Consider the following 22388-nt stretch of genomic DNA (forward strand, 5'->3'; position numbering starts at 1 on the left):
CGGAGGCGGCGCCGCGCTCGCGCAGCAGCATGGCGCTGCCGCGCGGCTGCTGCGCGCCGCAGAGCTGTTAGAGCCGCACGCGGCTCTAACAGCAGCCGCGCATGCGATGCGCGACAAAGCGAACCGGCTGCAGAACAGCCGTTTCACCATAGCGCTCTTCGGCGCCTTCAGCGCCGGCAAGTCGTCGCTCGCCAACGCGCTGATCGGCGAGCCGGTACTGCCGGTATCGCCGAATCCGACGACGGCGGCGATCAATCGTCTCGTTCCGCCGACGGCGGAGCGGCAGCACGGCACTGCGCTTGTCGTCATGAAGACGCGCGATGCGATTCTTTCCGACGTGCGCTATTCGTTAGCGCTGCTCGGCGAGCAGGCATCCGAGGATAAGCTGCCGGATGCAGGCTCGCTTATGCGCGCTATCGATAAGCTGTCGCCGGATAAGATTCAAGCGGGCGGACGGCCGCATTACAGCTTCCTCCGCGCCGCGCGCGCGGGATGGGAGCAGCATGAGGCTTTGCTCGGCCAGCAATTGGTAGTCGATCAAGCGGAATACGAGCGTTACGTGGCTGAAGAGGCGCGTTCCTGCTTTGTTAGCGAGATCGAGCTGTACTATGACTGCGATCTGACCGCTCAAGGCATCGTGCTCGTCGATACGCCTGGCGCCGATTCGGTTAACGCCCGCCATACGGGTGTTGCCTTCAATTACATCAAGAACGCTGACGCGGTCTTATTCGTCACGTATTATAACCATGCGTTCTCGCAGGCTGACAGACAGTTTCTGATGCAGCTTGGACGAGTGAAGGACCAGTTCGAACTGGACAAAATGTTCTTCCTCGTTAATGCCGCCGACTTGGCTGCGGATCAGGAGGAGCTGGAAGGCGTGCTTGCGCATGTCGAGGATAACCTGGCGAAACATGCGATTCGTAATCCAAGGCTCTATCCGGTATCGAGCCTGCAGGCGCTTGACGGCAAAGTCGACGGCAACGCCGAACTGCTAAGCCGTTCAGGCATTGAAGCCTTCGAAGGCGCGTTCCTCTCCTTCATCCAGAATGATCTCGGCAAGCTGGCGATCGATGCCGCTGAGCAGGATCTTAAGCGTGCTGCGGCTACCGTGGCAGGTTGGGTGAAGAGTGCGGAAGGCGACGCAGCGGCGCGGGAAGCAGAGCTTAATGGCTTACTTAGCGCTGTCGCAGCGAGCGAGGGCGACTTGACAGCACTTCGCAACTCAGCTGCTCCAGAGCAACTGGAGCAAGAGGTTAGCGAGCTGCTCTATTATGTCGTGAAACGGATTCAGCAGAGATTCGGCGAGTTCTATAACTTCGCTTTCAATCCAGCATCGCTTCAAGACGATGGACGCGACCTGCGCAAAGCGATTTGGACTTCGTGGCTCGAATTGCAGCGGTTGATTCAGCTGGAACTGTCACAGGAGCTCCAAGCGACTTCTCTGCGTATGGAACGTGGGGTACATGCGTGGCTTCAGAAGCGCTACGAACGTTGCGCGGCTCTGCTCCAGCAGGCTCTTTCCGATTACGAGGCGATACCCTATCGTCCTGACGGTCTGCCTACGCCTCCGGAAGCTGCGGCATGGGAAGCAGGCGAGATTGAGTCGAAGTGGCTCTGGAGCCGATTCAAATCGCCTAGACAGTTTTTCGAAGGGGAAGGCAAAGGTAATCTGCGCAAAGACTTGGAAAATGTGCTCGCCCCGTCCTTGAACGGTTGGATGGCAAGCCGCATATCCGAATGGAACGTGCTCTACACTGAATATTGGCAGACAGGTTCCGAACAAGCATCGACAAGATTGCGCGAAGACATGTTAGCCTATGCTGCGGGCAAGCAAAGCACCCTTGAAGGCGGCTCGAATTCCGAGCAGCTGAAGGTGTTGCACCAACAGCTTATTAATCTCTAAATATCAATGAACTAAACCGTATCAATCGCAATTATCGCTGAATGCTATTTTGGACGCTCAATTCGTCTGAAATAGCATTTTTTATATTTGTGTGTTTCCATACAAAAACGGAGCAATATGCACATATTTGTCATGATTTAAGACTATTTGGGAGCATTGACGGAGTGGCATTCCTATATCGCGAGTATAAGCGACTTCAATCAAATATACGCAATTTTATACTGTTTGCCCCTGTATATGGATGCTGTTAATATTCACTCATACTTATAAAACAGCAGACGGGGAGATGTTTTTTCTTGGACGTGTTAAGGCAATTAAAACGATTTTATTGGGCTGAACGAAAGTTTATGTTCGCCTCGATCGCAGCGCTCATGTGCGCTACGGCACTTGGGATTGTGTATCCCAACCTGCTGCGATACCTGATCGATGATGTCATTACGCCTAGACGTTTCGATCTGGTGCCGGCGCTTGCTTTCACAGTCGTAGGCGTCGTCGCATTCAAAGCCTGTTTGCAGTTTCTGCACGGCTTCTTCGGAGGAAGATTAGGCAACCGCGTAGCATTCAGATTGCGCAACGCCAGCTATGACAAATTGCAAACGCTGTCCTTCCAATATTATGACAAGGCGAAGACAGGCGATCTGATGTCCCGTCTTACAGCCGATCTAGAGGCGATCCGCAACTTTGTCGGCTTTGGGTTCGCACAGATTTTGAACATGGTGCTGATGGTTGTGTTCGGCGGCATCATGATGATGACGATTCATTGGCAATTGACGCTTATAACGCTTGTAACGATTCCTTTGCTCATATTCACAGCGCTTCGCTTCGAGAAAAACATTCATCCGGCTTTCCGTGAAATGCGCAAAGCGATGAGTAATCTGACGACTGCCGTGCAAGAGAATATTACAGGCGTGCGTACGGTCAAGTCGTTCGCAAGAGAGACGCATGAAGTATCGAAGTTCTCGACGCGCAGCGAAGCTTATCAGACCAACCAAGTCGGCGCGGCGGTAATATGGGCTAGATTTTTCCCCGTAATGGAGCTTGTGGCGAACGTGAGCGCCGTTATCCTGCTCGTAGCGGGAGGCATTCTCGTCATTAACGGAGAATTGAAGCTAGGCGAGTTCGTTGCCTTCTTCAGCTTGATCTGGTACATTATCGGCCCGATGTGGGGACTTGGCTTCCATATCAATAACTACACGCAATTCAAAGCATCGGGCGAGCGGGTGCTGGAACTTCTCAATGAGCATATACACGTGAGAAATATCGAAAACGCGGTTGAAGTAACTAACGAGACGGTCAAAGGCCATGTAAGCTTCGAAAATGTAACGTTCAGCTATCCGGACAAATCGCCGGCGGTTACGAACATCAACATCGACGCACCGGCCGGTTCGGTAATCGGGATGCTCGGCGCGACCGGTTCAGGCAAGTCAACGCTCATTCAGCTTCTGATGCGGGCTTACACCGTGAAGCAAGGCGTCATTAAACTCGACGGCATAGATATCCGCAATTTGGACGTGGCGAGCCTTCGCCGCCAAATAGCGCCAGTCTTCCAAGAGACATTCCTGTTCTCCGCATCTATCCGCGACAACATTGCGTACGGTGTGAAAGATGTAACGAATGAACAGATCGAAGCTGCCGCTAAGCTGGCCAAGGCGCATGACTTTATTATGGAACTGCCGCTTGGTTACGCGACGATCGTCGGCGAGCGGGGGATGGGCTTATCCGGTGGACAGAAACAGCGGATTGCCATTGCACGGGCACTAATCAAAAATCCGCGTATTCTCGTCCTTGACGATGCGACAAGCGCGGTCGACATGGAGACCGAGCATGAGATTCAAGCAGGCTTCAAGGAGCTGATGGCCGGACGTACCACTTTTGTCATCGCGCATCGGATCTCTTCACTGCGTCATGCCGATGAAATTATCGTGCTTGATAAAGGGGTTATCGTCCAGCGCGGCAAGCATGCCGATCTGATTGCGATAGACGGTCCTTATCGCGATACGTACAACATTCAATATGCCGACTTTCTTCAGACAGACAATGCCGCTTCCGCTTTAACGGCGCAAGGTCAGAAAAGGAGCACCGTATAATGAGCACAAGTTCGCATACGCAAGCCAAAGCTAAAAACAAAAACGAACGGTTCGTATACCAAGACGACGAGCTGATCGAAAAGCCGTTTAACTGGGCGCAGCTTCGCAGGCTGTTTATGTATATGAAGCCGTATTCGAAACAGCTAATGCCCGTCATCGTAATGATGATTTTAGGTACGTTGACCCGGCTCGGCGTACCGGCGCTCGTCATTCTCGCTATCGACGAAGCGATTCAACCGGAGAACGGCGCTTCCGCAAGCATTCCTAAGCTGCTTGTTATTGCTGGCATTATGTTATTCCTTTATATCATACAATGGGCTTCAAATACGTACCGAATCAAGTATACAAACATCATTGGGCAGCAAGTTATTTATGACCTTCGGAACCACTTGTTCCAGCACATTCAGAAGCTGTCGTTCCGCTTCTATGACAAACGTCCAGCTGGATCCGTGCTCGTTCGGGTAACGAATGACGTCAATGCGTTGCAGGATTTGTTCACGAACGGCGTCGTCAACTTATTGATGGACTGCGTGCAGCTGTTCGGTATCGTAATCATCCTGTTGGTCTGGAACTTCAAGCTTGGTCTCGCGGTTATGATTACCGTTCCGGTTATGTTCCTGGTATCGACTTCGCTCCGCAAAAGGATTCGTTTTGCTTGGCAAGACGTACGTATTAAGCAATCACGTATCAACTCGCACTTGAATGAAAGTATTCAAGGGATGAAGGTTACACAAGCGTTCGTGCAAGAGAAAGATAATATGGGTTTCTTCGATCATATGAATACGGTCAACGTGAAATCGTGGAACAAAGCTTCCGCGCTGAACCAAGCGTTCGGTCCCGTTATTGAGATTACGGCTGCAATAGGCACGTTCATCCTATTCTGGTACGGTGCGCATCTGATTCAGCAGGATGTCATCACAGTCGGTTTGCTTGTCGGCTACGCGAACTATATCGGCAACTTCTGGGACCCGATTAACCGCTTAGGTCAAATGTACTCTCAACTGCTTATTGCTATGGCATCGTCCGAGCGGATCTTCGAGTTCATCGATGAAGAGCCGACGGTAGGCGAACAAGATGAAGCAAGAAGCTTGCCGCAAATTAAGGGCAAAGTGAAATTCGATAACATTATTTTCGAATACGAGCCTGGCAGACCGGCGCTCAAGGGAGTGACCATCGACGTCAAAGAAGGCCAATCCATCGCGCTTGTCGGTCATACCGGCTCGGGTAAAAGCACAATTATTAACCTGCTCTGCCGGTTCTATGATCCGGTGCAGGGACGAGTAATGATTGACGGCATCGATATTCGCGATGTAACGATCGAGAGTCTGCGCTCGCAGGTCGGTATCGTCCTGCAGGATACATTTATCTTCGCTGGTTCGATTCGCGACAACATCCGTTACGGCCGTCTGAATGCGACCGATGACGAGATCGTGAAAGCGGCGCAAGCCGTTCATGCCCATGATTTCATCATGAGCTTGCCTGACGGCTACGATACGCAGGTAGAGGAGAGAGGCAATGTGCTCTCGATGGGCCAACGCCAGCTTCTATCGTTCGCACGAGCATTGCTCGCCGATCCTCGCATTCTTATTTTGGATGAGGCAACGGCAAGCATTGATACCGAAACCGAATTGAAGATTCAGGAAGCGCTCAAGGCGCTCTTGAAAGGCCGTACTTCATTCATGATTGCGCATCGACTGTCGACGATCCGGCATGCGGATGACATTATCGTGCTGGATCACGGTGAGATTGTAGAGCAAGGAAATCACGAACAATTAATTCGCAAGCGCGGCGTATATAACGGATTAATTGAGGCACAGTACCGTTTCTTGTAAGGAATCTAGTCATTTATAGTTGATTTTTGATGAAGAAACCTCCACAATGAAAGAAAAAAGCCGAACATCGGAAAGACCGCGCTTTATCTCGCGGTTTATCGGAAATGGCTTACTTTCAGGAGGTTTTTTCTCGTTATGTATGGATCACCGCTATCTCCGAATGCCCGTAAACTGCTTCTGCTCGGTTCGGGAGAGCTTGGCAAAGAGGTTGCCATTGAAGCGCAAAGGCTCGGAGTCGAGACCATTGCCGTCGATCGCTACGACCATGCTCCTGCCATGCAGGTGGCTCATCGCAGCTATGTGACGGATATGCTGGATGGCGCAGCGATTCGCCGTATTATTGAAGAAGAGAAGCCTGATGTTATCGTACCTGAGATAGAGGCGATCGCCACAGAAACGCTGCTCGAACTCGAACAGGAGGGACATCGAGTCATCCCGACGGCTCGCGCTGCGAGATTGACGATGGATCGCGAAGGCATCCGCCGTTTGGCTGCCGAGACACTCGGATTACCTACTGCACCCTATCAGTTCGCCGATTCCTTGGAGGAGCTTCGTCAAGCTACTGCTGTACTAGGCTTCCCGTGCGTTATTAAGCCGATTATGTCTTCATCAGGCAAAGGGCAGAGCGTATGCCGTTCCGAAGCAGAGATTGAAGGCTGCTGGAATTATGCGATGGAAGGCGGAAGAGCGAAGAAGCAGCGCATTATTGTGGAAGGCTTCATCACCTTCGAATCGGAAATTACATTGCTAACCGTTCGTTCAGTCTCCGGCACAAGCTACTGTGCGCCGATCGGTCATATACAGAAGGATGGAGATTATATTGAGTCCTGGCAGCCGCATGATATGACGATGAGTCAGATTGAGGAATCGGAAGCAATCGCCCGCCAAATCACGGACGAGCTCGGCGGCTACGGCTTATATGGCGTGGAGCTGTTCATTACGAAAGACGGCGTTTTGTTCAGTGAAGTATCGCCAAGGCCTCATGATACGGGCATGGTGACGATGGCAACACAAGATTTAACGGAGTTCGCCCTTCATGTTCGTGCCATCCTCGGTTATCCAATTCCGACGATCCGTCTGCTGTCGCCTGGCGCTTCCTATACGCTTAAGGCAGACCGCGAGAGCAGCAGCTTCGCCATTGGCGGCTTGGAAGAGGCGTTGTCCGTACCGAACACGCAAGTACGCGTCTTCGGCAAGCCGGAGACGAAGGTTGGCCGTCGCATGGCCGTTGCGCTGAGCAGCGGTGCAGACGTCGAACAAGCCCGCCAACAGGCAAGACAAGCAGCCGAAGCGCTGTTTATCGAATATAAAGAATAATCGTTTTGGTTTTGGTTAGATGAGAGTGGTCTGGTGCCCCCAAACTCCTTGAGGTTCCAAAGTTTGCGTATGCATGGGGACAAACCACTCCTGCGATCATTTCCACCTTTTTAATTGGATATCATCCAACCAAAAAGGCAGTATAACAGTAATCAGACCCTTTTGAGTGGAAAACATACAGCCTAAATCCTGCTTGGAGCTCATTTTCGCCAAAGTAGCCTCATTAGCCTGTAGGAAATCCAATCAAACTGCGTATTTGTTGTCATTTGCCTGATTAGGCTGGATGATATCCAGCCAGCTACCTTCTTAACCCCTGTAACATTAAGAAACCGTTTCTCGCTAATTGGAAGTGCGATCTTCCATTTGCAAAAGGAACGGTTTTTTTATGCCTTCGTCTTAACATCCGCGCTTAGTCTACTGGCGTCAGAAGAAAAAGCGTTTAAATCACTAGAATCTCTAACGGAATTTTGTTATGGTTTTCCTAGGAATATATTTCCTATTACGGAAAGGAGAGTGAATAGGATGAGAAATACCATTTCCACATGTCTTCTGGCGATCGGAGTGCTTATATTAGCGATAAGCTTTATTTCAGGAATTACTTTAGCTAACGATGAGTTTGGCGATTTCCAGATAAAATTTACTCTGTATTGGTGGGGTTCAGGTATTATTTCGGGCTTCGTCTTTATTGGGTTAGCGGAGATTGTGAATTTGTTGCAAAAACTGCTAGACAAACAGAACGGAGTCACTCAATCGATTCCGTCAGTGTCACCATATAAAGCTGATCACATCGTAAGTAATGTATCCGTTACATCTTCAAGTAATGATGCGATTAAGACCGAAGAATCCGAAATTATAATTAAAGATTTGACGATTCTTATTGATGATGAGCGAGTGAAGGGGCAGTTTTGGATCACGAATTGTAACGTCAAAGTAATGAAAAAGTCCATGCTACAATCGAATACCGATGCTGAACTGGTTAAAGTCATCAACAAGAGCGATATTTCGCCTAATTACGAAAAGAATAAAGATTATCTTGTCTTTAGTTTCATTGAAGGAAACAGCAGTCATAAGTTGGCTTTCAAGACACATAACATTTACGATTACGAACGAATCGTTAACTTGCTCGTGCAAGCAAAACAATAAACGGAACCGGCGTAATTGATGAATTCCGTGCCAGTCGCACTAGCAAGGTCTATTCGAAAAATAGCTTGGTTAGTCTGAGATAGGATTATTTATTCAAACGTGAATATGAGAATATTGAACGAAACAAATAATAAGAAAGTTTGTAAGTCGTGAATACAAGATCGTTATCCGAACCCCTTTAAATAGAATCAAATTAAAAATATATTAATAGAATTAAGTCTGAGGTGTATGCCATAGAGATATTTTTGTTCATTGGAGTGTATTTAATGCCGATATTAGGCTATCTGTTTATTGTTGCTTTACTAAGAGCAGTTAAAAAAATAATAAACAATAAGAGCTATACAACTGAGTTATTTTGGAGTGGTTTATTATTTGGAATTATTGTGTGGACACTAACGATCTGTGCTTCAATAAATTTTTAGATATAACTTCTGATGAATAATGAAATAGAATTAAGTCCAAAACTACGAAAAAAATAAGTTGAATAGAATTAATACTATATATAACTCAGGGAGACAGGGGCATTCAATAACACTCCATTCATGCATTGGGTTGCCGCCCCCGGTCACCAGGAGTTATGCAAGACGTCATGCTACTCAAATGCAAAGAGTAATAGACGAGGTCGGTTGATTCAAGGATACCGAGTAGCATCAGCTGACACCGTATTCATGCATCGGGGGACGAGCTCCTCTGAATTTCGTGGGTGCATTAGTATGACACATCTACACCGACTAAGCGTATCGCGCCCGGCGCCTATGGTGACTTAAGTTGATGGGACGATGCGATCACACCAACGTTAGGTGAAATGTCAATGTCACATAGATCTATATAGATGAAAACCAAACCAAATAAAGAGGTGTTTTCCTTAATGATGACTGAATCAGAAGTAGTTATATTAAGAAAGCCTGCTAACTTGTTTAGAGGGATTGAAGCAGTTGGAGGTTGGATGTCATTAACAAATAATGAAATAATCTTTAACCCACATAAACTAAACATTCAAAAACAGCAACTTGAAATACTTTTTTCTGAAATCGTAGAGGTTACAAAGAGAAATACTTTTTATGTGATCCCAAATGGAATCATGATAAAAGAAAAATCAGGTCAAGAATATAAGTTTGTAATTTGGGGGAGATCTCATCTGATCAAAATAATAAATGGAAAAGTAAAGAATAAGTAATATCAGACATGACTAGCTTGATCGAAGAATATTACCCAATACCATATTCACCCAATGGGCATTCGCTGTTGGCCCGGCTGAAGCAGTTTAATATCATTTGATAAATTAGAGGTGTAAATAGAATGAATCGAATCATATTACTAATCATCTGTACAATTCTCATTTTAGGTGCATGTAGTTCAAATCATGATAAACAATTCGATTCATCAGTGATTGATCAGAATTTAGAAAATATCGTAAGTAACACTAAAGTGTCGAAATCAAGTAACCCAATGGATTACATCAGTGAAAATCAAGAGTTATATGATGAAATAATAAATACCGGTAATCAAGGATTCACTTACTTAAAAAATAAACTCAAAGAGAGCCCAACAAATGGATTAACAGAATGGATTATTGCTAAGGCATGCGATGATATATTGAAAGACAAAAAAGTAGACGTTCAATGGGAGTCAGGTAAAGACTGGCTAAACAAATATGAGTTAATGAATAAATAGTTAGAGTGAATCCAAAGAAGGCTTCCCCTTTTATAACACAATATTTACGCATCGGGCATGCAAAGCTAATTACCTTTTAGTCAAAGATCATATTGAACAATTTAACGAAGCAAGAAGTCTCAATATGAACTTCGTAACCCATTCTAAATCCTAAATACAAAGGAATAATCATATGTCCTTCAATATGCACCATTATTATGATAAAGCTATAGGGCCATTTAAGAACTTATCCATGCTCACTAGCGAGGCAGCTGAAGATGTCTCAAGTCGAATTAGATTGGAGGGGAATTCGTTTGCAAGTCAACGATCGAATGATTACATGCAAATCAGAAGAGAACTGGAATCTATTGCTCGCAAGCAATTTATCGCAAAAGGCGGGCAACCTCAAAACTCATCCCCCCATTACATGACGTTAGGGGCTTGTGATTGGCTTTTGTCATGGTACATAAATCCAGGAGTAATTGTCATACCATGGGAACAATTTTTAGAAGAATCAATTAGTTTCACGTACGGTGATCTTTTCCCGACAATGAGATATAGAGATGATAAGCCATATCGGAAACAAGTTTACACAAGAAGGGAATCACTGAACTTGTTACCCTTCATCCAGCAACGTATTCAACAAATACCTTATTGGAGGATCGAATTTGGTTGAATATATTACGCACTACTATAATTCTATGCCAATAGCTGCGGGGATTGAAATCGACAAGGTATGAATTCCTTTTTCCATTTTGGATGAAAAAGATATTAGCTTTACGCTTCCAGACAGCATGGTTTCTTTTTGGATCGAGATAAGCCTGAAGAAATTATGGATTTCATGTGGGCAGATGATTCTCAGGATATCTATTATATGAAGGATTGGTTACTTCATACTTGTGGATTACCTAAGGATACTTTAAGAGAGATATACGTAAAGAGAGAAGAGTATTGGGAATCGAATGGATATTTTATTGATTATTTTAAAAGTTTTGATTATTGATTAATTGAGGTCTATGGATAAAGACCAAGAATAAATAGAACAATGCACAACAATTAAGCAAAGGAGACAATGTATGTTCAAAAAATTATTTGGAAAGCGAAAAAAGGCAGGTTCAATCTACATCATTCAATTGAATGACAAGATAATGCCAATTGATAGGGGAGAGTATTACGAGGATCCTATTGATGAATTCTTAAGGAGCAACCAGTATGGCGAAGTTGTCGGCGGAGGAACAATGCAGGCGCAGTCTGGAGAAATCGTTTTTTGTAATATTGAACTTCTTCTTTATCAAGGCACTGTTGAACAGAACATTATTGAGCAATTGATTGGAAAGCTCGAGAATCTGGGGGTACCTAGGGGATCGCAAATAATAAAAGAAAGTACGGAGGAAAAAATAACTTTTGGAGTGCTGGAGGGATTGGGGATATACCTTGATGGCGTCAACCTTCCTGATGAAGTATATGCGAAATGCGATTCCAATATCGTATTAGCAGAATTATCAAGATTAGTAGGATATGCTGGAGAAATCCAAAGATACTGGCAGGGAAATACTGAAACTGCGCTTTATTTTTATGGAAAATCATATAAAGAAATGAACGATGCCATTATGGAATTCACGAATACGTATCCTTTATGTCAAAACGCCAGAATTACTCAAATTGCCTAAGTCAAGAAATACAGGAGGGGTCGCTTTGATCATTTCAAATGCAAATAAATCTAATTTACCTAACATTCTTCAGCTTCAGTATGCAGCCTATCAAAGCGAGGCGGAGATTTATCAAGAAATCATTCCTCCATTAAAGCAAAGTTTAAGCGAATTAGAGGATGGGTTTAATAAGGGTATTTTCTTAAAGGCCGTAATAGGAGAAATGTTTGTAGCTTCGGTCAGGGCCGTAAAGAGGAGTGTAGGATAGTCAATGGAAGTTAGAAAGTTTGTAGTAGCGGATATTAATCAAATTGTCAAGTTGTTCTATGAAACAGTTCATTCCGTTAATAAAAAAGATTATTCGCAAGAGCAGCTTGAAGCATGGGCTTCTATGGATGATGAGGAACTCAGAATAGAGTCTTGGAAAGATTCGTTAAATAAAAATATCACATACGTTGCCCTAATCAATGGCAAAATCGTTGGATTTTCTGATATGACAGGAGACGGACACTTGGATAGACTTTATGTCCACAAAGATTTTCAGGGGCAAGGTATTGCTACATCTTTAGTTAACGTTTTAGAATCCGAGGCACGTAGATTGGGTCTTAATGAACTTGATACTGAGGCAAGTATCACAGCGAAATCTTTTTTTGAACATCGCGGGTACGAAGTAGTTCAGTCGCAGTGTGTGGAACGAAAGGGGATACAATTGATTAATTATAAAATGATTAAAGTGTTACGTTGAACGTCTTATAAGAAATCCACTTTTGGAGGAAGAGATTTGAAGCAGAAAAGTGTGCTATACATAGTTGGTTTACTACTTGGGCTATTAATGATAGCTAAAAATCATTTGGATCATTCATTTGGAGAATTTTTATTTAAGTTTATCGGTTTGTCACCATGGACCAATGTGGATAAGACAGGATTTAATTTGCCGGTTATCATTGGTTTTTTATTAATACTGTTTGGCGTGTCAGGAACAGCGAGAACGTATCGTCCACGATTTCCAATAATATTCAGCAGCCTTATTATAGGTTGCATCGCATTTGTGTTGATAAGCCCAATTGCAAGCGAGAAAGCCATGTTTCTTCTGAAGCATAATTCTAAGGGAATCCACTCCTTAGATTATTCAATAAAAGATAGTAAATGTTACATTCAAACCGTGGAATCAGTGGTAAAATCAGATTGTTCATTTACAATTTATAATTATGGAAAAGAAGAGAATTTCATGATCAAACCTATGTTAATGGATAGCTACACGGATATGGATATTGATGTTCAAGCACATATGGTTAGCATAGCTCCTCATAGAAAGCATTTATTTAGTGTCCAATTCGATGGGACACAAAGAAACGAAAATGGATTTGGAGGGTCACTGGAAAGAGTCGGTATAGAACTAGAGGTTGGGGGAGTGAGGAAGCGGTTTGAATAGTAGTTTTGCAAAACCGCATTAATTTTTTAAACTTGGTCTAAGTGGGTGGATCTATGAAGCCAAACAGAATTGTATCTATTACACCAAGTGGTTTAACTTATCAAAGTCTAACTGATCAGAACGCTTTTGTTGATTTTGAATTATGTAATCAAAACTTCACCCAATGGCTTCGAGTACAAAACGAACTAACAGACGAAGAAACTGTAGAATTAGAACGGAATACAAGATGCGTAGCTATTCGGACTGCTTTCGAAGCTCCCAAATTTATAGAGTTTTTCTCAGAACCAAGGGTGAGAATTGAGTTCGAAAAATCATTTTTCAAAAACGATTATAAACAATTTAGAAAACTGGATTTTAAGATAAATGAAGTAGGATGGAAGACCTTTGATATGGGTTAGATTAGAATTTTACATTCATGAAAAAGGAACAGGTGACGGACATAAAGTTACTTTTTGTATGTAGTCGGAATAAGTGGAGAAGTTTAACGGCAGAGAAGATATTTAATGGCTATAACGGCTATGAGGTAAGATCAGCTGGGACAGAAGAAGGTGCAAGAATTAAGGTTACTGAGGGGCATATTGGTTGGTCGGATTTCATCTTTGTAATGGAGAAGAAACATGTAAGAAGGTTGACTGAGAAGTTCGCAGGTACATTACAAAAGAAGAAGCTAATATGCCTGGGCATTCCAGATGATTATAAATTTATGGATGAAGAATTGATAGAAATATTGAAAGCCAGAGTATCGGAGTATATAGAAGTGCCTGAATGAGTGATGCATCGAATAACACCATACTACAGAAAATGAGTGTTTCTAAATGATAAATAAAATCTTCCGATTCTGATGTGTCCGTGATGATTGTGATTTATCAAGTACCCTAATAGTTGGCGAAGTTCAGACCACAATGGATCAAGTTAGTTGGAACCGGATTGGTATTGATATGAAAAGATCTAATGATCTGATTAATCAGAATGAGTTTCTAGAGACAAGTGTTAAATGGTTAGACAAAGTTCCTCCAATGACATTTAGTTATGAGGATTATAGAACGTTAGAGAGGATATACAAAACGAGCTAATTTTATCATGTTCGATGGACTATTTATACGAGGGGATATCCACGATGTCTTATACAAAGCCGGTTATAAGAGAACCATACTATGATTGTCCAGTATGGATTGAAAGCGAAGTAATTCGAAATGAAGTTACTGTGTTGTCCTCTGATAGCAGCTCGCAAGATGTGGAGCTCTTTTTGTTGCACTTGTTTGGGTACAACCATATCGACGTTAGCCATTCAATCCACAGATCATTTGAAGAACTGTTTAAGTTGGATGAAGTTGCAATATTAGGAGGCGTAGCTTTCTTTGATGATGAGGGGCCGTTTATTTTGCCTAGCTGTTGCTGCGGTCTAGAAGAATGGGAAACCGTTAGTGAATCGATTAATAATAGACAAAGTCCATGGCTGGGGCACGATCCTTCACCGGGGGTTACCTATCATGATGACTTTTTACTTGTTTGGTCGGATGATCCCCAGTCAACAATAAATGAATTATCTAATATCCGTTTTACTTATCCGGAAATTGCGGAAAGTCTTAATCGAACAAGACTTGATTTAGTTGATTTTATTAAAAATCCGCTTTACCAATGGCTCGTGACAAGAGATAGAGCAATAGCGGATAAAATGAAAAGCAATATGTATAAATGGTTTTTGAAGGCCTGATTCAGCATACCTGAGTTCACATCTGAAAGTAATAGGAAGCACACAGAGTATTTGTGTGATATTTCGTATACAATTACAAAAACATCGCCGTATTTGCGATTTTTGTATGATTTTTCGAATACATTCGATGACAACGATGGGATCACCGCATATTTTGTATGATATTTCGAACAATGAATGAAAAATGGTGGGAACACCGCAAATGTTGTATGAAATTTCGCATATAATTTGCGGTATCCAGCAGATTTGAATCCACTTATACCTCCAATCGCCAACCAGCCATGTTATCCAGCAGACAGACACGAGCACAACAGCAACGCCATTACTCCTACTACTGCGACGGAGACGGAGATACGTCGACTACATCCTCAAACGTCACCTCGCTCGTACCCGTCTCGATTCTATTCGGAATTTCGAGCCCGCTAGCGGCTTGCTCCAACGTCTCGACAATTGCTGTTCCCCACATATGCTCGTTCTGAGAGAGTGCTGCCGTTAGCTGTCCATTGCGCAAAGCTTCGGCAATCTCGGGCATCATGCCGAAGGTAAGCGCGTAACGATTCAAGCCTTGTGCTTTCCATACAAGGACAGATGTTGATCCGGATATGACGTCGATGGCAACGAAGCCGTCGAAATGCGGATGCGCATCGATCATCGCTTCAAGCTCTGTCAATGCGACGGTTTCACTGCCTTCGTTGTACTTTACTTCCAGTACTTGAATATCCGTCTGCGCTTCCAAATAAGCAAGCATCCCGCTTAGTCTCTCTTGCTCATTCCTCATCTTCGTTATGCCGGTCTCTACAATAATCATTCCCCGGCCCTTCAACAGCTGATCGACCATCTGTCCCATCCGCTCGCCAGCCTTGTAATTGTCCGTTCCGATGAACGCCAGACGTTTGCTTGCAGGAGAGTCCGATTCGAATGTAATGACAGGAATGCCTGCCATAATCGCTTTATCAATGACGGGAATGAGCGCTTCGGCGTCGATTGGATCTATGGCAATGCCATCTACATCCTGAGCAATCATCGTCTCCATCATTCGAATTTGCTGCTCTAGATTAGCTTCATCGGGCGCTTTGACGATTAATCTCGTTTTATATTTCTCCGCCTCCTCCAGCGCAGCTTGAGTTACCGTTTCATAATAAGGATGAGCCATAGGATAGATGATGCCGAATTGATGCGATGTAGCTTCTGCGGACGCAGTCGGTTTTGGTGTTAGATTCTCGACGGAATGCACGTTGTTGTCCGTACATCCTGATGCTACTAGCAGGAGCATAGCCATGCATAAGCCGACAATACTGAACCGTTTCACATTAATGGTTGCTATACTCATGTAATGCTCCTTCAGCGAGCAAGCCCCTGCCGAATAACTGCTGCTTGCGATATTGCGTCGTCGTTAATCCTGTAACCCGTTTGAATAAGTTAGAAAAGTAGTGCGCATCGTTGTAGCCGACACTATGGGCAATTTCGTAGGATTTGGAGCTCGTCGATAGTAATAGCTCCATCGCTTTGCGAATGCGCGTCTGGGTCAGAAATTCGATAAAGGTTTGACCGCATTCCTGGCTGAACACTTTGCTTAGATGGCTGGGACTTACCATCGCATGGTCTGCGACATCCTGCAGCGTCAACTGATCGTTGCCGTAGTTTTTGACAATATAGCTTTTCACTTGCTCGAGCATTTCCGAATATTTATCTGCCGCACCAGAACGCCATTGCCAATATTGCGAGAGCAGCCATTGCAAATAAGCGTATGCTTCATTGGCGCTCCTAACCATGCCCATCTTCTGCTCGAATTGCTTCATCGTCTCAGCAGGGGAGGAAGATGCGAAATGCAGGCCATGCGCGGTTTGGAGCACTTCAATCGTATAATCATTCAACAAATAATAGCCATAGAAGGAATCCTTCCAATCGACAAGACGCAAGCTCTCGGCAAGCGAAGCAAGCAGTTCTGCCGCTTCATGCTCGGAGCCCAGCTTCAGGAAATCAATGAAGCGCTGACGGTCGGGCCATGACGATTGACCTTGTTGCGTCCGGCTAGCCGCTTGGAAAAGCGCTAATCGATTATGCTGCGACAGTCTGCGCCAATGCTTGTCGTCCTCCGCATCAAGATAGGATGAATGAACGCCTTGCAGCCGTTCGTGGATACTCCCGATGCCAAGCGCAAGTGCACATGGAAATGAATGCTCAAGCTGTTCCTTCAGGCTTGTTTGCAAATAATGTAGCGTCTCTTCGAGATGTGGGACCGTATGTCCCTTCAGCAGCCAGACGGTTTCCGTTTGACTGCGTTTGTAGGTCAATAGCTCAATGGACTGCCGTGAAAGCTCGTTTAACATGTGTTGCTCTGCTTCTTGAATGAGATCGGCACTAAGCCGTTCACGCCCATTGATGCCGCGAATATCAGTAATAGCTGTTACGTAATGCTTGGCATGCAACGTTACGTTAAGCTGTGCTGCCGTATGCATCGCTTCTGCCGTAGCAATGAGACCGCAGCATAAGTCGTTTAGCAGCTTTTGCTGCGTCTTGACTGCGTTATTGCTTTGCATCCGAAGGAGCAATTGCCGCTGCTCTCGCTCTTGCCGTTCCTTATCGATCACTTTGCTCGTCTCCTGCAGCAGCCTAATGATATCGGCAGCGCTTACCGGCTTCAGACAATATTCCATAGCGCCGACACGAAGGGCTGCTCTCGCATATTCGAACTCGTCATGTCCGCTTAATATAATGATCTTCACGTCAGGCATTCGGGTACGTACGATTTCACTAAGCTCGATGCCGTTCATGAACGGCATCTTGATATCGGTAATGAGGATATCAGGCTCAAGCTGTTCAATGAGCGGCAATGCGACTTCGCCGTCGGAAGCATCTCCGCAATAAATAAAGCCTTCTTTCTCCCAATTAATGCAATCGCGTATGCTTTCCCTTACGAGTATTTCGTCGTCGACGAGCATAATTTTTTTCATAACGGCGTCATCCTCGATTCTTCGGAATAGAGATGGTTACTTTCGTGCCTTCCTGGTCGACACTATCAATGTGAACAGAGAAGGCTTCCCCGTAGTAGAGCTTAATTCTTTGATGGACATTATGCAGACCGAAACCGCCCGATACTTGCGTCCCCGATTCATCTGGCTGCCGCTGCAAGCTAAGCTGCTCTCTCAGCGTGAATAATCGCTCAGGGTTCATGCCGATACCGTTATCTTCGACGGTAATAAGCAATAACTGGTGCTCTGCAGTTGCCGTAACCTTGATGAATCCTTTGCCGCGCTTATTTTTGATCCCATGGTAGAGTGCGTTCTCGACGATGGGCTGCAGCGTCATTTTCAGAATCGAGTGGTCGATCAGCTCTTCATCAACTTCTATGGCATAATCCAAAATATCGCGGTAACGCATTTGTTGGATGATCAGATAACTGCGCACATGCTCAAGCTCATCACGTAAAGAGATCCAATCGCGACCTTTGTTCAAGCTGATGCGGAAGAAGCGGGACAACGCCTGTACGAGCTGGATAACTTGGCTGTTCTTGCCGGCTTCCGCCATCCATACGATCGAATCGAGTGTATTGTATAGAAAATGCGGATTGATCTGAGCCTGCAGCGCACGCAGCTCGGCTTTACGAATTTGCTTCTGCTCACGGATGCTTTGATCGAGCAGTGCCTTGATTTTGCCAAGCATTGTGTTGAAGCTCGTGCCGAGATCGGCGATCTCATCCCTTCCGCTCGTGCTGACCTTGACCTCAAGGTAACCCGAAGCTGCCAGCCGCATCTTGTTCTTCAACACTTGCACCGGTTTCGTAAGACGAGCCGTAATGAAGAAATGAAGCGTGAAGGCGAAGATGATGCTCAGAAGCACGCTGATAATAATAAGTCTGCGAATCGCATTAGCTTCTTCGACAATTTCTTGGAGCGGGACAAGACCGACGATCTTCCATCCGGTCTGCTCGGAGGTAGTGAAGACGACAAACTTTGGCTTACCGCTATTCGAATCAACGAATTGATGGCTCTTTGCTATCATATAGGGCTGCAGGTTAACGGTGTTCAGCGTGCTATCTGCTTGATTTAGGGTGGAAGGCTTGAAAATAGGCGTTCCGGAATGATCGACGACGTAGAAGAAACCGGTCTTGCCGATGCGAACATCGTTGCAGAATTGCTCGACAACGGAATCATTGATATCAATAATGATAAAGCCGATGACCTCATGGGTTATTCTTTGCTTAACGGTTGCCATGATCGATATGACATTCGATTGCGGATATTGGAAGCCGTCAAGCCGATCGAGCGGATCCGCATCGGTGGGTGGAATAATGAGAACCGCGCCGGAATTGTTAAATAGATGCTGGAGATGCGGATTGCGAAGCGGATTGACATTGATCTGAAATACGCCTCTGCGTTCGCTGATTCCCCGTCCGTATAGATTGATCATTGTAATATTGAGTACGCTCTCGAAGTTGTTCGTCTCGCGGTACAGCTCGAACGTCTTCAATATTTCTTTTGCGTCCTCGTATGTATCGCTTTGCGAGAACAGGTAATGGAGCACCTGAGGATTTTGCTCAAGCTCGAGCAGCTTGCCTGTATCTTCGAATAAAACGTCGATATCGCGGCCAAGCTGGTCTGCGACAAGCATCGTAGCTGCTTTGCTATGGCCGGATACGGCGTTGTAAGACTTCTGATAAGAGACCAAACCGACCACTATGAGCGGTATGGACGTTAAGGCTATGAACATAAGCAATAGCTTTGCCCATAGGCTGGAGGAGATCCATCGGATCAGCTTCATCGTATGTGTGTTAACCTTTCGTTTTGGCTTAAATGAAGGCGTTTACAAATGATAATCATCATTACTATAACAAATTGCTGCTTGATCAGCTACGCTTTCACAGACAATGACCAAAAATTCCACTTTTTGAACATAAAAACAAACCAGCCTTTGAGACTGCTCGCAAACTGCCAAATAAATCAAACCTAACTCCTATGGAACTCCGTATCTTGAGCAATTGAAAGCGTTTTATAATGACCTCACACCGCAAGAACGGTGATGATAAAGGGAGGTTACACAACTATGAAGAAGGCAAGCAAGCTTGGAACGGCCATTGCTCTGACGGGACTTATGTTGTTCGCGGCAGCATGCGGCGGCGGTTCGAATGAAGGTACGAACAACAAAGGGGAGAACAAGCCGGCAAGCGGTTCGGACAAAAAAATTACGCTCGGCTTCGCGCAAGTAGGAGCAGAGAGCGGCTGGCGGACAGCGAATACGGAATCGATCAAAGCATCGGCAACGGAAGCGGGCTTCGATCTGAAGTTCTCCGACGCTCAGCAAAAGCAAGAAAATCAAATTAAGGCAATCCGTTCTTATATTCAGCAGAAGGTAGACGCCATCGCGTTCTCGCCGGTCGTCGAATCGGGCTGGGATACGGTGCTTAAGGAAGCGAAGGATGCTGGCATTCCCGTATTTCTAACCGACCGCGCCGTCGATTCGAAGGATACTTCGCTTTACGTAACGTTCATCGGTTCGGACTTCGTAGAGGAAGGACGCCGCGCTGGTCAATGGCTGTCCGATAAGTTCAAGGATGCGACTGAAGATGTGAACATCGTTGAATTGCAAGGTACGACGGGTTCAGCACCTGCCATTGACCGTAAGGCTGGCTTCGAAGAGATCATTAAAGGCAACTCCAAGTTGAAAGTGATTGCTTCGCAAACAGGCGACTTCACTCGCGCCAAAGGGAAAGAGGTTATGCAATCGTTCCTGAAAGCGCATAAAGACATCGACGTGTTGTATGCACACAATGACGATATGGCACTGGGCGCTATTCAAGCGATCGAGGCTGCGGGACTTAAACCGGGCGAAGACATTATCATCATCTCCGTTGACGGCGTGAAAGACGGCTTCATCGCGGCAAGCGAAGGAAAGATCAACTTCATCGTCGAGTGCAACCCGCTGCTTGGACCACAATTGATGCAAGCGGTTAACGACGTTCTTGCAGGCAAGGAAATTGAAAAACGCATTGTGACGGAAGAAGGCGTATTCACATCCGAGGAAGCGAAGGCAGCATTGCCTGACCGCAAATACTAACCGTTACGGGATAGAGACAAGAGATAAGCCACTCTCATGCTGGACGGATGCGGGTGGTTTTTTTCTCGATAGAAGGGAGAAGCAACGATGAAGAAGATTCAAGAGCCGATTCTGACCATGAGCGGCATACACAAACAATTCCCGGGGGTCAAAGCGCTTACGGATGTAAGCTTTCGACTGTTTCCAGGCGAGGTTCACGCCTTAATGGGGGAGAACGGTGCGGGCAAGTCGACACTAATCAAAGTGCTTACAGGCGTCTATTCCATAGACAATGGAGTAATCCAGCTTGCATGCAAATCCGTGCATATCAACAGTCCGTTGGAAGCGCAGCTTGCGGGCATTAGCACCGTCTATCAAGAAGTTAATCTATGCCCTAACTTATCCGTATCGGAAAATATTTTCATCGGCAGAGAGCCTCGGCGTTTCGGGAAAATCAGGTGGAGTCAGATGCACGCGGAAGCCCAAAAGCTGCTGGAGGAGCGATTGCAGCTTCATATCGACGTAACAAAGCCGTTGAATGCGTATTCGGTAGCCGTGCAGCAGCTTATCGCTATCGCGCGTTCGCTTAATATTTCGGCGAAGGTGCTTATTCTGGATGAGCCGACCTCAAGCCTTGATCGCAATGAGGTAAAGCAGCTGTTCCAGGTCATGAACAAGTTGAAGTCAGAAGGACTCGCCATTTTGTTCGTCACGCATTTCCTTGATCAAGTGTATGAAATATCAGATCGCATTACCATTCTCCGCGGCGGGGAGTTTATCGGTGAATATGCAGCCTCAGAGCTGAGCCGCATAGAGCTCGTATCGAAGATGATTGGCAAGGCGTTCGTCGAGCTTGAGCAATTGCCGAAGGGCCATGGTTCTGCGAGCAAAGAACTGTCTCAAGTAACGGCAGAGGCGATCAGGCTCGGCCGAAAAGGAGCCATTGAACCGTTTGATTTGCGTATTCACAACGGCGAGGTTGTAGGGCTAGCCGGGCTGCTCGGATCAGGACGAACGGAGCTTGCAAGGCTGTTGTTCGGCGCGGATCGCTCCGATCAGGGCATGCTGTCGGTGCATGGCGCAACGAGGGCCATCGCTTCGCCTAGACAAGCGATCGATCACGGTATTGCATTTTGCTCGGAGAATCGGAAGACGGAAGGCATCATTGAAGAGCTGACCGTAAGAGAAAACATCATATTGGCTATGCAGGCGAGCCGCGGATGGTTTAAGACTATTAGCCGCAAGAAGCAGGATGAGATTGCGGACGAATATATCAAGGTGATTAACATTAATCCCCCCAATCCGGAGCATCTCGTCAAAAACTTAAGCGGCGGCAATCAACAGAAGGTCATTCTAGCTAGATGGCTGCTAACCGAGCCGAAGCTGCTTATTCTAGATGAACCAACGAGAGGCATTGATGTTGGGGCTAAGGCCGAAATTCAGAAGCTTGTGCTCTCGCTTGCGGAGATGGGGATGTCGGTGCTGTTCATTTCCTCGGAGCTTGAGGAGGTGCTGCGCGTCAGCGATAAAATCGCGGTATTGCGCGATCGGCATGTTGTAAAAGTAATGACAGATGATGAAATGAGCCAGCAGCAAGTGATGCAGGCCATCGCAGGAGGTTAAGA

General features: G+C 45.7%; 19 protein-coding genes. 16 read left to right on the forward strand and 3 right to left on the reverse strand.

Annotated features, from left to right (window positions below; translation table 11 throughout):
• From V8F51_RS25260 to V8F51_RS25325, 14 genes are all read left to right on the forward strand, one after another.
• The coding region (locus tag V8F51_RS25260; RefSeq protein ID WP_337103269.1) for a dynamin family protein at window positions 1-1903 on the forward strand (1903 nt) is incomplete at its 5' end.
• 296 nt (window positions 1904-2199) lie between these two features.
• Entirely contained in the window at window positions 2200-3990 is a 1791-nt protein-coding gene (locus tag V8F51_RS25265) for an ABC transporter ATP-binding protein (RefSeq protein ID WP_337103270.1), read from the forward strand.
• Window positions 3990-5822, forward strand: coding sequence for an ABC transporter ATP-binding protein (locus tag V8F51_RS25270; RefSeq protein ID WP_337103271.1), 1833 nt, complete (start codon window positions 3990-3992; stop codon window positions 5820-5822). The genes V8F51_RS25265 and V8F51_RS25270 overlap by 1 nt, the downstream gene beginning before the upstream one ends.
• Before the next feature lie 135 nt (window positions 5823-5957).
• A complete protein-coding gene (gene purT / locus V8F51_RS25275) occupies window positions 5958-7139 on the forward strand; it encodes a formate-dependent phosphoribosylglycinamide formyltransferase (protein ID WP_337103272.1) in 1182 nt (393 codons plus the stop codon).
• 522 nt (window positions 7140-7661) lie between these two features.
• Window positions 7662-8282: a hypothetical protein gene (locus V8F51_RS25280; protein WP_337103273.1), complete on the forward strand. Its 621-nt coding sequence runs from the start codon at window positions 7662-7664 to the stop codon at window positions 8280-8282.
• Window positions 8283-9114: 832 nt separating this feature from the next.
• On the forward strand, window positions 9115-9459 hold the full coding sequence (locus V8F51_RS25285) for a GRAM domain-containing protein (protein ID WP_337103274.1): 345 nt from the start codon (window positions 9115-9117) through the stop codon (window positions 9457-9459).
• A 122-nt stretch (window positions 9460-9581) separates the two neighbouring features.
• A complete protein-coding gene (locus V8F51_RS25290) occupies window positions 9582-9956 on the forward strand; it encodes a hypothetical protein (RefSeq protein ID WP_337103275.1) in 375 nt (124 codons plus the stop codon).
• Between the two features lie 1055 nt (window positions 9957-11011).
• Window positions 11012-11605 carry a hypothetical protein gene (locus tag V8F51_RS25295; RefSeq protein WP_337103276.1) on the forward strand — a complete coding sequence of 198 codons (594 nt, stop codon included), beginning with the start codon at window positions 11012-11014 and terminating at the stop codon, window positions 11603-11605.
• A 25-nt stretch (window positions 11606-11630) separates the two neighbouring features.
• Window positions 11631-11852 carry a hypothetical protein gene (locus tag V8F51_RS25300; protein WP_337103277.1) on the forward strand — a complete coding sequence of 74 codons (222 nt, stop codon included), beginning with the start codon at window positions 11631-11633 and terminating at the stop codon, window positions 11850-11852.
• A gap of 3 nt (window positions 11853-11855) precedes the next feature.
• Window positions 11856-12329, forward strand: coding sequence for a GNAT family N-acetyltransferase (locus V8F51_RS25305; RefSeq protein WP_337103278.1), 474 nt, complete (start codon window positions 11856-11858; stop codon window positions 12327-12329).
• A gap of 36 nt (window positions 12330-12365) precedes the next feature.
• Window positions 12366-13016 carry a hypothetical protein gene (locus V8F51_RS25310; RefSeq protein ID WP_337103279.1) on the forward strand — a complete coding sequence of 217 codons (651 nt, stop codon included), beginning with the start codon at window positions 12366-12368 and terminating at the stop codon, window positions 13014-13016.
• A 53-nt stretch (window positions 13017-13069) separates the two neighbouring features.
• The gene (locus tag V8F51_RS25315) at window positions 13070-13414 is read left to right on the forward strand and encodes a hypothetical protein (RefSeq protein ID WP_337103280.1); all 345 of its coding nucleotides are present in this window, start codon (window positions 13070-13072) and stop codon (window positions 13412-13414) included.
• 17 nt (window positions 13415-13431) lie between these two features.
• Window positions 13432-13785: a low molecular weight protein tyrosine phosphatase family protein gene (locus tag V8F51_RS25320; protein ID WP_337103281.1), complete on the forward strand. Its 354-nt coding sequence runs from the start codon at window positions 13432-13434 to the stop codon at window positions 13783-13785.
• Window positions 13786-14133: 348 nt separating this feature from the next.
• Window positions 14134-14730, forward strand: a complete 597-nt coding sequence (locus V8F51_RS25325; protein ID WP_337103282.1) for a hypothetical protein — start codon at window positions 14134-14136, stop codon at window positions 14728-14730.
• 331 nt (window positions 14731-15061) lie between these two features.
• Here V8F51_RS25325 and V8F51_RS25330 read toward each other — a convergent pair whose 3' ends face one another.
• The 3 genes from V8F51_RS25330 to V8F51_RS25340 are packed head-to-tail and all read right to left on the reverse strand — an operon-like array spanning window position 15062 to window position 19491.
• Window positions 15062-16060 carry a sugar ABC transporter substrate-binding protein gene (locus V8F51_RS25330; RefSeq protein ID WP_337103283.1) on the reverse strand — a complete coding sequence of 333 codons (999 nt, stop codon included), beginning with the start codon at window positions 16058-16060 and terminating at the stop codon, window positions 15062-15064.
• Entirely contained in the window at window positions 16041-17684 is a 1644-nt protein-coding gene (locus V8F51_RS25335; protein ID WP_337103284.1) for a response regulator, read from the reverse strand. The genes V8F51_RS25330 and V8F51_RS25335 overlap by 20 nt, the downstream gene beginning before the upstream one ends.
• A gap of 7 nt (window positions 17685-17691) precedes the next feature.
• Window positions 17692-19491 (reverse strand): cache domain-containing sensor histidine kinase, encoded by a 1800-nt coding sequence (locus V8F51_RS25340; RefSeq protein ID WP_337103285.1) that lies wholly within the window; start codon window positions 19489-19491, stop codon window positions 17692-17694.
• Window positions 19492-19773: 282 nt separating this feature from the next.
• On the opposite strand from V8F51_RS25340, the gene V8F51_RS25345 reads away from it, so the two are divergent.
• Together V8F51_RS25345 and V8F51_RS25350 are read left to right on the forward strand one after the other, a co-directional pair.
• Complete coding sequence (locus V8F51_RS25345) at window positions 19774-20784, forward strand: ABC transporter substrate-binding protein (RefSeq protein ID WP_337103286.1); 1011 nt, start codon at window positions 19774-19776, stop codon at window positions 20782-20784.
• Between the two features lie 87 nt (window positions 20785-20871).
• Window positions 20872-22386 carry a sugar ABC transporter ATP-binding protein gene (locus tag V8F51_RS25350; protein ID WP_337103287.1) on the forward strand — a complete coding sequence of 505 codons (1515 nt, stop codon included), beginning with the start codon at window positions 20872-20874 and terminating at the stop codon, window positions 22384-22386.
• Window positions 22387-22388 lie beyond the last annotated feature (2 nt).

The sequence above is a fragment of the Paenibacillus sp. YIM B09110 genome (genome assembly GCF_037167145.1).
Taxonomy (GTDB): Bacteria; Bacillota; Bacilli; order Paenibacillales; family Paenibacillaceae; genus Pristimantibacillus.

Excerpts from the sequence above, each read along its gene's own strand:
- purT (WP_337103272.1), top strand. The coding sequence starts at position 5,958 with ATGTATGGATCACCGCTATCTCCGAATGCCCGTAAACTGCTTCTGCTC.
- V8F51_RS25325 (WP_337103282.1), top strand. The coding sequence starts at position 14,134 with ATGTCTTATACAAAGCCGGTTATAAGAGAACCATACTATGATTGTCCA.
- V8F51_RS25345 (WP_337103286.1), top strand. The coding sequence starts at position 19,774 with ATGAAGAAGGCAAGCAAGCTTGGAACGGCCATTGCTCTGACGGGACTT.
- V8F51_RS25330 (WP_337103283.1), bottom strand. The coding sequence starts at position 16,060 with ATGAGTATAGCAACCATTAATGTGAAACGGTTCAGTATTGTCGGCTTA.
- V8F51_RS25280 (WP_337103273.1), top strand. The coding sequence starts at position 7,662 with ATGAGAAATACCATTTCCACATGTCTTCTGGCGATCGGAGTGCTTATA.
- V8F51_RS25285 (WP_337103274.1), top strand. The coding sequence starts at position 9,115 with ATGAAAACCAAACCAAATAAAGAGGTGTTTTCCTTAATGATGACTGAA.
- V8F51_RS25335 (WP_337103284.1), bottom strand. The coding sequence starts at position 17,684 with ATGAAAAAAATTATGCTCGTCGACGACGAAATACTCGTAAGGGAAAGC.
- V8F51_RS25320 (WP_337103281.1), top strand. The coding sequence starts at position 13,432 with ATGAAAAAGGAACAGGTGACGGACATAAAGTTACTTTTTGTATGTAGT.
- V8F51_RS25290 (WP_337103275.1), top strand. The coding sequence starts at position 9,582 with ATGAATCGAATCATATTACTAATCATCTGTACAATTCTCATTTTAGGT.
- V8F51_RS25340 (WP_337103285.1), bottom strand. The coding sequence starts at position 19,491 with ATGAAGCTGATCCGATGGATCTCCTCCAGCCTATGGGCAAAGCTATTG.
- V8F51_RS25305 (WP_337103278.1), top strand. The coding sequence starts at position 11,856 with ATGGAAGTTAGAAAGTTTGTAGTAGCGGATATTAATCAAATTGTCAAG.
- V8F51_RS25295 (WP_337103276.1), top strand. The coding sequence starts at position 11,012 with ATGTTCAAAAAATTATTTGGAAAGCGAAAAAAGGCAGGTTCAATCTAC.
- V8F51_RS25350 (WP_337103287.1), top strand. The coding sequence starts at position 20,872 with ATGAAGAAGATTCAAGAGCCGATTCTGACCATGAGCGGCATACACAAA.
- V8F51_RS25270 (WP_337103271.1), top strand. The coding sequence starts at position 3,990 with ATGAGCACAAGTTCGCATACGCAAGCCAAAGCTAAAAACAAAAACGAA.
- V8F51_RS25315 (WP_337103280.1), top strand. The coding sequence starts at position 13,070 with ATGAAGCCAAACAGAATTGTATCTATTACACCAAGTGGTTTAACTTAT.